This is a genomic window from uncultured Idiomarina sp., assembly GCF_964010655.1.
Lineage (GTDB): Bacteria > Pseudomonadota > Gammaproteobacteria > Enterobacterales > Alteromonadaceae > Idiomarina > Idiomarina baltica.
This window is the reverse complement of sequence record NZ_CAXGLS010000007.1, coordinates 36929-51258: the sequence shown is the minus strand read 5'-3', so window position 1 is coordinate 51258 and position 14330 is coordinate 36929. Positions and strand designations below refer to the sequence as shown.

The following is a 14330-nucleotide window of genomic DNA, read 5'->3' as shown; positions in this document are numbered from 1 at the left end:
CGTGAAAATAGTTATGCAGCTAAACTATTTTCTATTTTTTCTTGTAAATCACTTGCTAAGTTCGGCAACGCTTGGATTTTTTCCAGTTGTTGCTTCATCAATGCCTGTCGCTCGGCATCGTACCGTCTCCAAGACATAAAGCTTGATATTAAACGCGACGCTACCTGCGGATTTTTATCATTTAACTGACAAATGACATCACCAATTAACGCATAACCGGCTCCATCAAACTGATGAAATCTTGCGCTATTTTGTGTAAACGCCGCCAACAATGAATAAATTCGGTTCGGATTATCTAGACTGAAATCGGGGTGTTTCATTAAGGTTTTAACATTGGCAATGGTACCGTCCGTATCGGCTAATGCCTGCGTCTGGAACCACTTATCCATCACCAGTTTATCACCGCGCCATTGCTGATCAAAAGCTTCCACAAGCGTGATAGCATTTGATGCGTTGCCCCAAACCGATGCCTGCAGTGCCGCCAGTCGATCCGTCATATTCGTTGCGTTATCAAACTGCGTTTGACTCAGATTCACGTAATTATCGCCCGCTACGGTGAGGTAACTCAATAGTACATTTTGCAATTGCCGTAGCGCTATATCCTCACCTGACAAGCGGTAGTCACGCTGCTGCAATTCATCATAAATAGCGGCATAACGTGCACTCATCGTGCCGTGCAACTGTTCAGCTAAATGACGTTTTAACTGTCGCAAGTTGTGAACAATGGTATCAATCTCAATGGTTTCAAAATACTCGCCAACGGTAGCCGCATTTGGCAACGTCAGCGTCAATGCGATTAACGCAGGATCAGTATCCGACGTGATCAAACGTTCACACGCATCGACAAGCGCCTTATCCACTTCGACTGTTGATTGCGACTTGACCGCATCCACCACGCGACTTGTAAATAGCTGCTGTGCAGCGTCCCAGCGACTCACCGGATCGTCTGCATGCGCCATTAAGGTCAACATCGCTGCTTCAGGTAAATCACGTTGCACTTTAACGGGTGCAGAAAAATCATCGAAGACCGAGACAATCGGTTCTTCATTCGACGCCAATTGAGCTGCAAATTCGCCATTGACGTAAAAGCTTTGACGTTCTTCAGTCAGTTCGAGCAGGTTTTCAGCGAGCACTATACGGTTACCGTTAGGTGCATAGGCAGATATACGCATTGGAATATGCATGGGTCGTTTTTCCGCCTGACCTGGTGTAGCTGGAACCGTCTGACGGGTGTTGATAATGAGTTGTTGCTTGTCAGTATCAAACGCGGTTTCGACTTCCACACTCGGTGTCCCAGCTTGCTCATACCAGCGACGGAATAGTGTAAAATCCCGATCGTTGGCATCTTCCATCGCTTTGACAAAATCTTCACAGGTCACTGCGGCACCGTCATGGCGTTCGACATAAAACTTCATGCCACGCTGAAAGCCAGTTTCGCCCAGTAATGTATGCATCATACGAATGACTTCAGCGCCTTTGTTATACACGGTCACCGTATAAAAGTTATTCATCTCCACAACTTTGTCAGGTCGAATGGGGTGAGCCATTGGCCCTGCGTCCTCAGTAAACTGGTGACTACGAATCACCTTGACGTTTTGAATACGATTAACCGCACGTGAACCTAAATCTGAGCTAAATTCTTGATCACGGAATACCGTCAGGCCTTCTTTCAGCGAAAGCTGGAACCAATCGCGGCAAGTAATTCGGTTTCCCGTCCAGTTGTGAAAGTATTCATGACCGATCACCGATTCGATATTTAAAAAATCTTGGTCGGTGCCGGTTTTGGGATTAGCAAGCACATATTTAGAATTAAAGACATTAAGTCCTTTGTTCTCCATAGCGCCCATATTGAAGAAATCGACCGCGACAATCATGTAGATATCGAGATCGTAAACCAGACCAAAGCGTTCCTCGTCCCAACGCATTGCATTTTTTAACGACACCATCGCGTGCTCACTGCGATCTAAGTTACCTTTATCGACAAATAACTGCAGTGCGACTTCGCGTCCTTCGCGCGTCACGAAGGTGTCCTCAAGTAAATCAAAATCACCACACACCAACGCAAATAAATAGCTCGGTTTAGGGTATGGGTCATGCCAAGTGACAAACGGCTTGCCCTCTTCCTCACCGTGCTCAACGCTGTTGCCATTCGCCAAAATATGCGGATAGTCTGCACTCGGTGCGATAACTTTGGTAGTAAAAGTCGCCAATACATCGGGGCGATCTAAGTAGTAAGTTATACGGCGGAAACCCTCTGCCTCGCATTGGGTACAAAAAGTACCTTCAGCCAGATAAAGCCCTTCCAGCGCTTTATTGGTCGATGGGTTCAATGTATTGACCACTGTCAGTGTGAACTCATTTTGCTCAACCTCAATGGTCAGCGTTGAGTCAGTGACTGTATAATCTGAAGTGCTGAGAGCTTGGTCGTTTAAAACAACCTTTTCCAGTTCGATGTGCTCTCCATCGAGTACCAACGCATCACTGTGCTCGCCTTGGCGCTTTATTTTCATGGTATTAGTGATGCGTGTGTTTGTCTCGTCCAATTCAACAACTAAGTTCACCGTATCGATGGTGAACTTAGGTGCTTGGTAATCTTTCCGATACTTCGCGGTTTTTTGTGACATAAACCCTCTTTACGACGTTTGAGTATTTTCAGTCATTTCTGGCTCACGGCGTAAAATCGTCCATCCAGTATAAGCCAGTACAATCGCAATTAATGGTGTCAAATAGTTAAAGAATGCATATATACCATAGTCTAGCGGACTTACAGCCAGAACACTAAACATGTATGCGCCACAGGTGTTCCATGGAATCAATGCGGAAGTCAAAGTACCACTGTCTTCCAATGTACGAGAAAGTACTCGAGGATCCAGCCCTCGACGTTGATATTCTTCTTTAAACATACGGCCAGGCAATACGATGGCCATGTATTGGTCGGCAGTTAATACGTTGGCACCAAAACAGGTAAATAACGTACCAGTGATCAAACTGCCTACTGACTTCGCTGACTTTAGCATGCCCTGGATAAAGCGCTTTAACAGCCCGAGCTTTTCCATGACGGCGCCGAACGTCATTGCACTTAAAATCAACCATAGGGTATTAAGCATGCTCGACATACCGCCGCCACTCAGCAGCGAATCAAGGTTTGTGCTTCCGGTACTGACCGTCGTACCATCAGACATTGCGAGCCAAATTACTTTCAGGTGCGATAATAAGGTGTCATTACCACCCGCCATCTGCTGCACCATATCAGGTTGAAAAATGAGTGCCCAAACGCCACCTAGCAACGCACCAAAAAACACAGTCGGTAACGCAGGTTTACGGGTTGCTGCTAAAAATAGCAGAACACCTAAGGGTACTAACATTGCCCAACCTACATTAAAGGTATTGTCGAGCAGGCTTTGCATTTGATTCAGCTTTTCAAGAGATACCGATGAGTCGGCATTCAGCCCCAAGAATAGGAAAATTGTCACTGAAATAATAAACGCGGGGCCTGCGGTATAGCCCATGTAACGGATATGTGCGAACAGTTCGGTTCCACTGACTGCAGGTGCCAAGTTCGTGGTGTCTGATAGCGGCGACATTTTGTCACCGAAATATGAGCCCGAAACGATAGCACCAGCGGCGATAGCAGGGTCAAGACCCATGCCCGATGCGACTCCCATTAACGCAACACCAATGGTTGCAGCCGTCGTCCAAGAGCTACCAATCGACAATGCAATGATACCGCAAATAATACAGCTAGCAGCATAAAACAGCCCCGGGTTTAACAACTCTAAACCGTAGTAAATCAGCGTCGGTACGGTACCTGAGAGCAACCAAGTACCAATCAAGGAGCCTACCGCAAGAATAATCAACATGGCGCCTAAAGCAACAGAGATACCTTCTTGAATACCTTTTTCAATTTGCTCCCAGCTGAAGCCATTCTTAAAGCCGATAATACAGGCAATACCTGCAGCTATCCAAAGCGCTATTTGGTTAGGTCCATAGGATGAGTCTTCGCCAAAGAAATACACTGATGAGGCCAACATAATCACCAAAGCGACCAGCGGAATCAGTGCCTGAAAAAGTGTGGGCTGTTTTATTTGTTGTGTCATGAATGCGTTATCCTAAATCTCGATAATGCCGATAAGTTGAAGAAAAATTATAATAATAGCGATCGGTGCAACGTATTTGAGGCACAAATGCCAAATATCAAAAATGTGGTTGCCAGCATCAAGCTCGTCTTTAGCGTTATCACGCGTCATTACCCAGCCCGCTAAAACGGCGAGCAGTAAGCCACCTAACGGTAATAATAGACTCGATGTGAGTAAGTCAATCACATCAAAAATTGAATTCAATGGCTTACCCAGCCACTGTGTACTCAGTTGCGCCCACGAGCTCCCGGAGAACGAATGGATCGTGAGCTGCCCCAGCAACCATAATACACTGGCGGAAATGATCGTTGAGGGCCAACGCGATAGATTGAATTTTTCTGAGACAAAAGCCACCGACGCTTCAATCATTGCTATCGCCGAAGTAAATGCGGCGATCACTAACATGGTGAAAAATAGAGTGCCTACCCATTGTCCCCCTGGCATTTCACCAAAAGCCAGTGGCAAGGTGGTAAAGATTAATCCAGGTCCTTCACTCGGTGTAAGATTAAAGCCAAATACCAACGGGAAAATGGCGAGACCTGCAATTAAAGCAACCAGTGTGTCAATCACCGCTATCCAAACGCTTGTTTGTACGACCGAAGTTTCCTTGGGCAAGTAAGCGCCATACATAATGACAACGCCGGATGCTAAACCGAGCGTGAAGAAAGAGTGACCCAGCGCAATCATCACGCCGTTAATCGAAAGCTTTGAAAAGTCAGGTTTAAACATGAACTCTACGGCTTCGCCAAACGCCCCAATATTTCCAGCATAGACCGCCAAAGCGATCAGCAATACAAACATAGCCGGCAATAAAAAACGAACCGAGCGTTCGAGTCCTTTATTGACCCCCTTGCCCACGACAACCACTACGCCAATCAATATGAGTGTGTGCCACAGCATCAACTCGCTCGCCGATGACAACATGCCAGAGAATAGCCCCCCGACTTGCTCGGCTGAGGCACCATTGAATGCGCCGCCCGCCGCTTTAAACACGTAATCGAGCGCCCACCCTGCAATAACGGCATAAAAGCTCAAGACGAGAAAGCCCGTCAACATGCCTAACCAACCTGCCAATTGCCAATGCCGGCTGCGTTTAGACTCGACTGCGACTTGCTCTGCCGCGTATCCCGGTGAGTGACGACCTCGTCGACCAATGACCACTTCGGCCATCATGATAGGGATGCCAATGAATGCGATACAAAGCAGATATACTAAAACGAAAGCACCGCCTCCGTTTTCTCCCATCACGTAGGGAAACTTCCAGATATTGCCAAGGCCTACGGCGGCCGCCGACGATGCCAAAATAAATGACAATCGACTTGACCAACGACTTGATATTGATGCTGAGTTTTTCATTGTTGTTCTAGATCATTTTTTTAGTATAACGCGGTAGTTGACCACAAACTGCGTGGGTTGCCAAGCATACGTAAAAAAACCGCCATAAAGCGGCGGTTTTTTGAGCATATCTATGACTATTGACTTAGTCGTTTTGAGCGAGCTTCACATCATCAATAAATTCAAATGCAACAGAAATGGTCTCATCAAGATACGGATCCACTTCAAGCACCTCGTCGTCAACATCATCAATCGATTCAACTGGCTTCATTCCCATCCGTTTGAGACGATCATTGACTCGGGCTAGGCGCTCTTTCTTGTCCGCAGCTTGCTCACTCTCACGCTCTTCAATATTCAAGCTAACCCACGTTTTTTCCATGTTTTTACGTAGCTCATCGATATCTTTGAATATGTACGAAAACTCAGGATCTTTCTCTAAACGCTCATGAGCGTTCTTGTTTAACGACTGGATTTCAGCGCTATCAAGATAACTGAAGGTGTCATATTGCGCTGGCTTGATTTGATCCCACGGTAGCGCGTTGTCTTCACGACTCTCGCCCCACTCCGACGCTTCCACGTATGAAGGCAAGGTGACATCAGGCGCCACACCTTTTAACTGCGTACTACCACCATCAATCCGATAAAATTTCGCGATTGTATATTGCACGCTGCCTAACGGCTCACTGAAGAAATCAAAACGACGGTTAAGCCCGCGATGCTGTTGGACAGTCCCTTTACCGAACGTATTCTCGCCCACAATCAGCGCACGCTTATAGTCTTGCATTGCCGCAGCAAAGATTTCCGATGCGGACGCACTATAGCGGTCAACTAACACCACCAGCGGACCTTCGTAATAGGTAACACCATCTCGATCTTTACTGATTTCAACATGGCCGCGCCCATCACTGACCTGAACGACGGGGCCTTGGTCAATAAATAAGCCCGTTAATCCAATCGCTTCATTAAGTGCGCCACCACCGTTACTTCGAAGGTCAATAACGATGCCTTCGACCTCTTTAGACTTAAGATCCTCAAGCAGCTTTTTGACATCTGCAGTCAAGTTGTTGTAAAAGCCAGGTATCTCAATGACACCCATTTTACGCCCTTTATTAGGTCCCTCTTCCGGTACCTCTACGTGCGCTTTTGCAGCTCGATCCTCTAACTTGACCTTGTCGCGGACTATTTCAACCACTTTCGGTGTGCCGCCAACGCCTTGTGAAGCCTCTAAGACTTGTAGGCGAACAGAAGAACCTTTCGGCCCTTTGATCATATCGACAACGTCATCGAGACGCATGCCAATGATATCCACAAAATCCTCAGCGTCCTCACCAACACCTTGCCCAACGGCAACGATTTTGTCCTCTGGAGAGAGCTCACCCGTCTTGTCAGCAGGTCCTCCTGGAACCAAACTACGAATCACAGTGTAGTCGTATTCTGATTGTAAGACGGCGCCAATACCTTCCAACTCAAGATTCATGTTTTGCTGAAATCGTTCAGAGTTAGCGGGTGATAAGTAGCTCGTATGAGGTTCGATGGAACGAGCAAACGCATTCATCAGCGTTTGAAAGGCATCTTCATTCTTTGAGTTAGTGAGTCGGTTCAACGCACTATTGTAGCGTTTACCAAGGGTCTCAACGATATCTGGCCACTCTTTGCCCGCCAATTTCAAGTTCAGAGCATCATATTTGACGCGCTTTTGCCAAAGCTCGTTCAATGCCTCTTCATCTTTCGCCCAGTCGGCATCTTCACGATCGTAGTAATATTTTTCGCCCTTTTCATCGAAGCTCATGGGCTTATCTTTATCAAGCAAAGAAAGCGCATATACATAACGTTGAAAACGACGTTCTAAACTTGTTTGGTAAAGCTCATAGGCAATTTCGAGCTCACCGCTCTCAAGCATGTCATCAAACAACCGAGCATACTCTTCTGACGCGTCAACGTCAGACTTCAACAAAAACATTTTATTGAAATCGAGCATTTCTAAGTAACGGTCGTGAATCTGCTCTGATAACGAGTCATCTAGCTCAGGCTGAGAGAAGTGATAACGTGTAAAATACGCTAACACACGCTCACTGACTGTGTCGTGCTGACTATCTTGCGTTAATTGGGGTAATTCAGAAATATCGTGCGTCGGTGGAATCGCCAGCGCGCTCGGGGCTACAACTAACAGAGCTAACGCGTTTAACTTGAATAATCCTGACTTCATATTGACGACTCCTGACAGACGCTTATTGTTTTACGAATACGTTTTCGGCTTTTACTTTCATACTCAGACCATTGGCAAGCTGGACTTGAACATCGCTTTTATCGATCTCAACCACCGTGCCTGGCATCGGTCTGTTACCTGCTTTAACTTGAACCTGTTGACCCACAGAAAGACTATTAAGTTCCACATCTTTCAATTTAGGGGTTGGTTTTCGCGCTGGCTTTGGCTTTCTAGCAGCCTTGTTCGCACTGGGTGCTCTCCGCTTCGGTTTAGTACGTGCTTCTTCAGATTTTGTATCTGTTGCTTTACGCTGCTTCGCTCGCTCAGCGGCACGTTCCTTTGATTCCTTAAGTGCCTCCGCAGCATGTTGTTGATGCTCGTCAAGTACCTTTTCAACAGCTTCACCGTCCAGATTGACACGCTCTGTTCCTGTTTTCACACTGCGAAGATAACGCCAACTGTTCGTGTAATGACGTAATGCAGTACGCAAGCGAGTTTTGCTTACCTTTTCGTCGTCTTCTAGACGCTTCGCAAGATCTTCAAAAATCCCGATCTTTAATGGCTTTGCATCACCCTGAAGGCTAAAACAGTTCGGAAACTGTTCAGCCAAATACGCAATGACGTCTTTACTTTTCGTCAGTTTTTCAGACTCACTCATTCCAATCTTCTTCCTGTTCACGGACGTTTTCTAAAACAGTACGAACAAACATGTCCATATCATCGAATTCAAGTTCAAGCAGCCGAGGCTCCTCGATCCACTCATATAACGTAAGGCGCACAGCCTCTTCCAGCTGCTCTACGGTATCGGTTTCTATACGCTGATCATTAATTAGATGCAGCATTTCATTGATTTGGTCAGCCGCGGCTTCTTCCTCGCCTTCAAAGAAAATTGTGTCTTCGTAGTTGACCAAATAAAGTTGGATATCAAAATCTGCAAACATAGGGTTAGGCTTGATTCCAATTAAAAGTAGCACAGATTGCCGCAATTCTCGCGAACATCTCTGCGTCTTCTGCGCTGAATCGTCCTACGGTAGGACTATCTATATCGAGTACGCCGACAGTTTTTCCATCGACAATAATAGGGGCTACAACCTCTGCGTTTGAAGCGGCATCACAGGCGATATGACCGCTGAACTCATGCACATCGTGCACGTGTTGCAAGGCTTGTGAGTCGGCTGCTACACCACATACACCCTGACCGAAGGGAATCCGTACACAAGCAACCTTGCCTTGAAACGGCCCTAATACGAGCTCGCGCTCACCTCGAGTGAGGTAAAACCCAGCCCAATTAATGTCTTCAAACTGGTCAAAAATGAGTGCTGAAATATTCGCTAAATTAGCAATTAAATCGGATTCTCCACTTGTGATGGCTTCGCATTGAGTCACGATATCATCACGTACTGATACTACTTGCATGGTACCTCTTATCTCTCATCTTCATTTAGGTTAAAACGCGCAATGGTATCGGCTCCGCTCTGCTCCGAGAACTGCCGCTTAAGCTCACTTTTAGATTTAGTGACTATACGTCCATCTTTACCTACTGAGTAATGTTGGTCGCTATCAAGAAACCGTGCTTGATAAGCCATTACTAGTTGGAGCGAGTTTTCCAGTTGTTCTTCCGATAATTTTGCACCGTCAGGCCAACGTCCTGTTTCGACGGCACTGACCAAGCGTTCATACGTATCTTGGCTCATACTGTTGATGAGATCTTCAAATTGCATTATTAGCTTTACCGCTTTCTTTTAAGCATGATGAGGCGTACACGGTTAATGACAAACCAAACCAAACCAATGCCAATAAACAACAATGCAGCGCTACGCTGCCAACTATTGGCGAGAGGTTGTTGGAAAAATAGATAGACAAAGGCAGCAATGGAGAGCAACAAGGCCAACATCGATTGAGAAACCAATTTATCTGACTTTTCCTGCCTCAATCGAATCGCTTCACGCTCGATGTCTTCTTTTGAATTGCCCGCAAAAACAAATTGGCAATGAGGGCAATCTTTTGCCTTAGAAGACACGCGCTTACCACACGAAGGGCAATTAACTAATGCCATATCAAACACCTTTACCGATATATACCAAGCAATATAAGGCTTTTATCACTAAATTCAAGGGACAGCCCCAATAAATGAGGTTTAAATAAAAAAAGCGAGGCGCTTGCCTCGCTTTTTTAGAATAAACGTTATGGCTATTTACGTTTTTGTTCTTTATTAAAGTCCTGCCAGTACGACTTAACAGTACTCTTCATCTCTTTGTGTAATAACAACATACCGATCAGGTTTGGTAAGGTCATTAACACGATGGCGACCGCTGATGCTGTCCAAATCAATGTCGTATCGGCAAACGATGCCCAGAAAAAGCCTGCTACGTATAAAATACGGTATGGCATGACACCCTTCTGACCAAATAGATAGACCACAGCGCGATCACCATAGTAGGACCAAGCAATCGCCGTCGAAAAGGCAAACAGCAATAGCGTCACAGGAATAATGTACTGCCCAAAGTCACCCAAGTAACCGTTTGCAAAAGCGAGTGACGTTAGCGCCGCCGAGTGAACCAACGACTTACCGACTACTTCGATATCGTCTTTGATCAAATTACCATCTTTAACTTTCACCGTCCCGGTATAAGCATCCTCGCCGGCCACAATAAAGCGTACATCTTCAGCCACCGAACGCGCATGTAAGATAGTAAACTCATCATTAGTCTGAGCAACACCATTCTCAACGCTCACCACACCACTATACCGCTTGATCTGGTTCTCATCCGTCTGATTCAGATACGCATAGAGTTTCTCACGGTCAGCCGTTATGGTGTCATCATAGTGCCCAGCAATGAAGTCGAGGTCACTTCGTGCGAAGTTATTCTCAAATTTCTGGGTCCAAACGCCTGAGGATAGAATCACGAGACCCGTCAGCGTACAGATTAAGATGGTATCTAGGAAAGGCTCAAGAATTGAAACCAAACCTTCGGAAACCGGATCTTTCGCGCGTGCTGATGCGTGGGCAATCGGTGCAGAACCCTGACCCGCCTCGTTCGAGAACAAACCTCGGTTAACACCGCGGTTAAAGGCATAAGCAAAACTTGCGCCTAAGAAACCGCCAGCGGCCGCAGAGCCGGTAAATGCATCGCGGAAAATAGAAACAAAAGACTCACCGATATTATCAATGTTAAATGCAATGACACTCAGCGAGCCAAGCACATACAAGATACCCATAATAGGTACAATCTTGGAGGTGACCGCTGCAATACGCTTAATACCGCCGATAATAACCATGGCGAGTAGAATCGATAACACCGCACCAGTAACAACAGGGTCTATCTCGAACGTTTGTTCCATTGACTGAGCGATGTTATTGATTTGGGGCATGTTACCCGTACCGAAGGAGCTGATAATGGTTGCGATAGCGAAAATCACTGCTAACCATTTCATGTTTAAGCGGCGATCCATGTAATACATAGGTCCGCCCGCCATGGTGCCATCTTCAGTTTTTACACGATACTTATGCGATAAGGTGACCTCAACAAACTTAGTGGTCATCCCCATGAACGCAGTCATCCACATCCAAAAAATAGCGGCGGGGCCACCTAAGAAGATAGCCAATGCTACACCACCAATATTACCGGTACCCACGGTTCCAGAGAGCGCCGTCGAAAGCGCTTGGAAGTGGCTGGTATCCCCTTGTGAGTCTTTTTTATCGAACTTACCGCTCAATACGCGCCACGCGTGACGAAAGTAGCGCACTTGAGGAAAGCCCAAATAAAGTGTGAAGAATAAGCCCACACCTAACAAAAGAAATGGGAAATAGGCTGCCGAGCCCAAAAACCCATCAATCCATAACAAAATATTATTCAGCGTTTCCAAGGTGTATCCCCTTTATTTATTGTTATTTTCACCGAGCTTGTTAAGCCTTACGCAAGATAGGTGACACGGCCAATATAGCCGTTAGCAAGTCCTCGCCTAGACGTTGGCTACGTGTCAACGACCACCCAAAGTCTTCATCAGGTAAGTCGGCATTATCCTTAAATGGCATTTCTAAAGTGTACGATAAGCATTTAAAACGCTCACCAACGGCGGTACACGCAACCGTCATATTCGCTTTGCCTGGCTCATCTTTCTCGTAGCCATATTCATCTTGGAATTCAGGCGTTGCCGCTAACAAAGCATTTTTAAACGTTTCTTCTAACTGCTTATGTCGCTCATCATACGAGGGAATACCCTCACAACCCGCTACGAAATTATAGGGAAGCGCTTCGTCACCATGCACATCTAAAAACATGTCGACGCCGGTTTCCTGCATCCGCTTAAGTACATAAAAGACTTCTGGGCTTTTCTCTAGGCTAGGTTCCGCCCACTCTCGATTCAGGTTAGTACCTACCGCGTTAGTTCGCAAATGACCTCGAACACTGCCGTCTGGGTTCATATTGGGTACGACATAGAACACATTTTCATCTAACAGTTTCCGAGCGACGCCATCCTCATCATCTAACAAACGCCCTAAAAATCCTTCCATTAGCCATTCAGCCATCGACTCGCCGGGATGCTGACGTGCAGTCACCCAAATGGTATTTTTATCGTCGCTGGGTTCGCCGATTATCAGCAAGTTTAACTCACGTCCATCAAGCGTTTCACCGAGTAACTCGTGATAGCAATCCACAGATTGTTGTGCCTGCTGAATCAAATCTAAATGACGCTCATACGAATACGGGACAAAGTAGGCGTAGTAGACTGATTCTTGCTCTGGCGTATGGCGGATGGTGAGTTGCTTACCATCATACTCGGTCGGTACGCGAAACCACGTATCGCGATCATACGAAGCCAACGCTTGGTAATCTTTCCAGCCATCGGGATACGCTGATTGACCTGCATTTTCAATGACCATCACATGTTCCTCGCCAATCTCGGCAAACAACTTGTAATGAAACCACTGATAGAAGTCCGATTGATGGTCCTTGCGAATTGCAAGACGAATATTCTCACAAGACTGCGCTTCAATAACGTCGATGTTACCGCTATCAAAGGCTGTATTAATACGTATCATGCGTTTCCTTAATAGTAATTAAAACGAGTGCATACCAGTATACGAAAAAAGCGCCACCGAGGGCGCTTTTTTCGATTTTTCGCATTTAGCGAGGCAAGTTTGGCACTTTAAGACCTGCCATTTGCTCAGCAACACGCACAACTTGGCAGCTATAGCCGAATTCGTTGTCATACCACACATACAACACAGCGCGGTTGTCTTCAACGATCGTTGCTTGTGAATCAACAATACCCGCATAGCGACTACCTACCAAATCACTCGACACAATTTCAGTCGAGGCAGTGTAATCGATCTGGCTTTCAAGAGAAGAATGCAAAGCGGTTTTACGAAGGTATTCGTTCAACGCTTCGCGATCAGTTGACTGGCCTAAATTCAAATTCATGATAGCCATGGACACATTAGGCGTCGGTACACGAATCGCATTACCTGTTAATTTGCCTTTTAATGCAGGAAAAGCCTTCGCAACGGCCTTAGCCGCTCCGGTTGAGGTAATGACCATGTTGAGGGGCGCTGAACGACCGCGACGCTCTGCTTTATGGTAGTTATCAATCAGATTTTGATCGTTAGTGTAGGAGTGAACCGTTTCTACGTGACCATTTTCAATGCCATACTCATCATGAACCGCTTTAAGTACTGGCGTAATTGCATTGGTTGTGCAGCTTGCTGCAGAGAGAATCCGGTCATCTTCTAAAATGTCGCTATCGTTGACGCCAAACACGACATTTTTGATGTCACCTTTTGCAGGCGCAGTTAACAATACCTTAGCGACACCTTTAGATTTAAGGTGGAGACCTAAACCTGCTTCGTCTTTCCAGATACCGGTATTGTCAATTACGATTGCATTATCAATGCCATACTGCGTGTAATCGACTTGATCAGGGCCATCGGAATAAATGACTTTAATTGAGGTGCCGTTGGCTTTGATGCTATTTGTTTCTTTATCAATAGTAATAGAACCATTGAACTGGCCATGAATTGAATCGCGACGTAGCAAGCTCGCACGCTTTTCAAGATCACCCTCGCGACCCCCACGGACAACTATCGCACGTAAACGCATTTTATTGTTCGCACCATTCTTCTCAATCAGTAAGCGCGCCAATAAGCGTCCAATACGTCCAAAACCGTATAACACGATATCGCGTGGTTCGATGCTATCGTCTGCATCAACAACGTCACTCAATTCACGACGCAAATAGTCTTCAATTGATAAGCCGTCGGCTTTGCCACCGTGGTGATAACCGTAAGCAAGTTTACCGAGATCGACACGTGCCGGCGCCATCTGCATTTTTGCCATAGCCTCTAGGAATGGGAAGCTCTCACGTAAACGTACTTTCTGACCTTCATAACGGCGAATCAAACGATGTGCTTTGATAATATTGATTGTCGAGACGTTTAAAAGTGAACGACCATAAACAAGAATCTCAACACCAAAGTTACGGTACAATTTACCGATCAATGGCTGCATGAGTTCTGCGTACTCTTGGCGCTCCTGCCAACTTGAGAGTGTCGGGTCCTGCTGGTTAGCATTCATTAGCTAAGTCCTCATGGTATGATATGCTCAAAAAATCTCGATGCATATTGTACTGAAAAGCGCACAGATAAGCCAACC

At 46.1% G+C, this 14330-nt stretch carries 12 protein-coding genes; all 12 read right to left on the bottom strand.

What is annotated here, in order from left to right; translation table 11 throughout:
- Window positions 1-11 precede the first annotated feature (11 nt).
- On the bottom strand, window positions 12-2624 hold the full coding sequence (gene pepN / locus ABNS04_RS03550) for an aminopeptidase N (RefSeq protein WP_272978832.1): 2613 nt from the start codon (window positions 2622-2624) through the stop codon (window positions 12-14).
- A 9-nt stretch (window positions 2625-2633) separates the two neighbouring features.
- Window positions 2634-4097 carry a Na+/H+ antiporter NhaC gene (gene nhaC, locus ABNS04_RS03545; RefSeq protein WP_272978831.1) on the bottom strand — a complete coding sequence of 488 codons (1464 nt, stop codon included), beginning with the start codon at window positions 4095-4097 and terminating at the stop codon, window positions 2634-2636.
- A gap of 12 nt (window positions 4098-4109) precedes the next feature.
- Complete coding sequence (locus tag ABNS04_RS03540; protein ID WP_272978830.1) at window positions 4110-5492, bottom strand: sodium-dependent transporter; 1383 nt, start codon at window positions 5490-5492, stop codon at window positions 4110-4112.
- Window positions 5493-5616: 124 nt separating this feature from the next.
- Entirely contained in the window at window positions 5617-7677 is a 2061-nt protein-coding gene (prc, locus tag ABNS04_RS03535; RefSeq protein ID WP_272978829.1) for a carboxy terminal-processing peptidase, read from the bottom strand.
- Between the two features lie 22 nt (window positions 7678-7699).
- Entirely contained in the window at window positions 7700-8335 is a 636-nt protein-coding gene (gene proQ, locus ABNS04_RS03530; RefSeq protein ID WP_272978828.1) for an RNA chaperone ProQ, read from the bottom strand.
- Complete coding sequence (locus ABNS04_RS03525) at window positions 8328-8618, bottom strand: hypothetical protein (RefSeq protein WP_006955815.1); 291 nt, start codon at window positions 8616-8618, stop codon at window positions 8328-8330. The genes proQ and ABNS04_RS03525 overlap by 8 nt, the downstream gene beginning before the upstream one ends.
- Window positions 8619-8622: 4 nt before the next feature.
- Entirely contained in the window at window positions 8623-9093 is a 471-nt protein-coding gene (locus ABNS04_RS03520; protein WP_006955817.1) for a GAF domain-containing protein, read from the bottom strand.
- 8 nt (window positions 9094-9101) lie between these two features.
- Entirely contained in the window at window positions 9102-9398 is a 297-nt protein-coding gene (locus ABNS04_RS03515; protein WP_006955819.1) for a DUF1315 family protein, read from the bottom strand.
- Window positions 9399-9406: 8 nt separating this feature from the next.
- Window positions 9407-9733: a zinc ribbon domain-containing protein gene (locus tag ABNS04_RS03510; RefSeq protein WP_006955821.1), complete on the bottom strand. Its 327-nt coding sequence runs from the start codon at window positions 9731-9733 to the stop codon at window positions 9407-9409.
- A gap of 134 nt (window positions 9734-9867) precedes the next feature.
- Entirely contained in the window at window positions 9868-11544 is a 1677-nt protein-coding gene (locus ABNS04_RS03505; protein ID WP_006955823.1) for an AGCS family amino acid carrier protein, read from the bottom strand.
- 40 nt (window positions 11545-11584) lie between these two features.
- Window positions 11585-12718 (bottom strand): M14-type cytosolic carboxypeptidase, encoded by a 1134-nt coding sequence (locus ABNS04_RS03500; RefSeq protein WP_040487989.1) that lies wholly within the window; start codon window positions 12716-12718, stop codon window positions 11585-11587.
- Between the two features lie 88 nt (window positions 12719-12806).
- Window positions 12807-14252: a glyceraldehyde-3-phosphate dehydrogenase gene (locus ABNS04_RS03495; protein WP_006955827.1), complete on the bottom strand. Its 1446-nt coding sequence runs from the start codon at window positions 14250-14252 to the stop codon at window positions 12807-12809.
- Between the last annotated feature and the right edge of the window lie 78 nt (window positions 14253-14330).

What these genes read in the sequence shown, in the direction of transcription:
- ABNS04_RS03510 (WP_006955821.1), bottom strand. Translation starts at nt 9,733, where the DNA reads ATGGCATTAGTTAATTGCCCTTCGTGTGGTAAGCGCGTGTCTTCTAAG.
- ABNS04_RS03515 (WP_006955819.1), bottom strand. Translation starts at nt 9,398, where the DNA reads ATGCAATTTGAAGATCTCATCAACAGTATGAGCCAAGATACGTATGAA.
- proQ (WP_272978828.1), bottom strand. Translation starts at nt 8,335, where the DNA reads ATGAGTGAGTCTGAAAAACTGACGAAAAGTAAAGACGTCATTGCGTAT.
- ABNS04_RS03540 (WP_272978830.1), bottom strand. Translation starts at nt 5,492, where the DNA reads ATGAAAAACTCAGCATCAATATCAAGTCGTTGGTCAAGTCGATTGTCA.
- ABNS04_RS03495 (WP_006955827.1), bottom strand. Translation starts at nt 14,252, where the DNA reads ATGAATGCTAACCAGCAGGACCCGACACTCTCAAGTTGGCAGGAGCGC.
- nhaC (WP_272978831.1), bottom strand. Translation starts at nt 4,097, where the DNA reads ATGACACAACAAATAAAACAGCCCACACTTTTTCAGGCACTGATTCCG.
- ABNS04_RS03525 (WP_006955815.1), bottom strand. Translation starts at nt 8,618, where the DNA reads ATGTTTGCAGATTTTGATATCCAACTTTATTTGGTCAACTACGAAGAC.
- ABNS04_RS03520 (WP_006955817.1), bottom strand. Translation starts at nt 9,093, where the DNA reads ATGCAAGTAGTATCAGTACGTGATGATATCGTGACTCAATGCGAAGCC.
- prc (WP_272978829.1), bottom strand. Translation starts at nt 7,677, where the DNA reads ATGAAGTCAGGATTATTCAAGTTAAACGCGTTAGCTCTGTTAGTTGTA.
- pepN (WP_272978832.1), bottom strand. Translation starts at nt 2,624, where the DNA reads ATGTCACAAAAAACCGCGAAGTATCGGAAAGATTACCAAGCACCTAAG.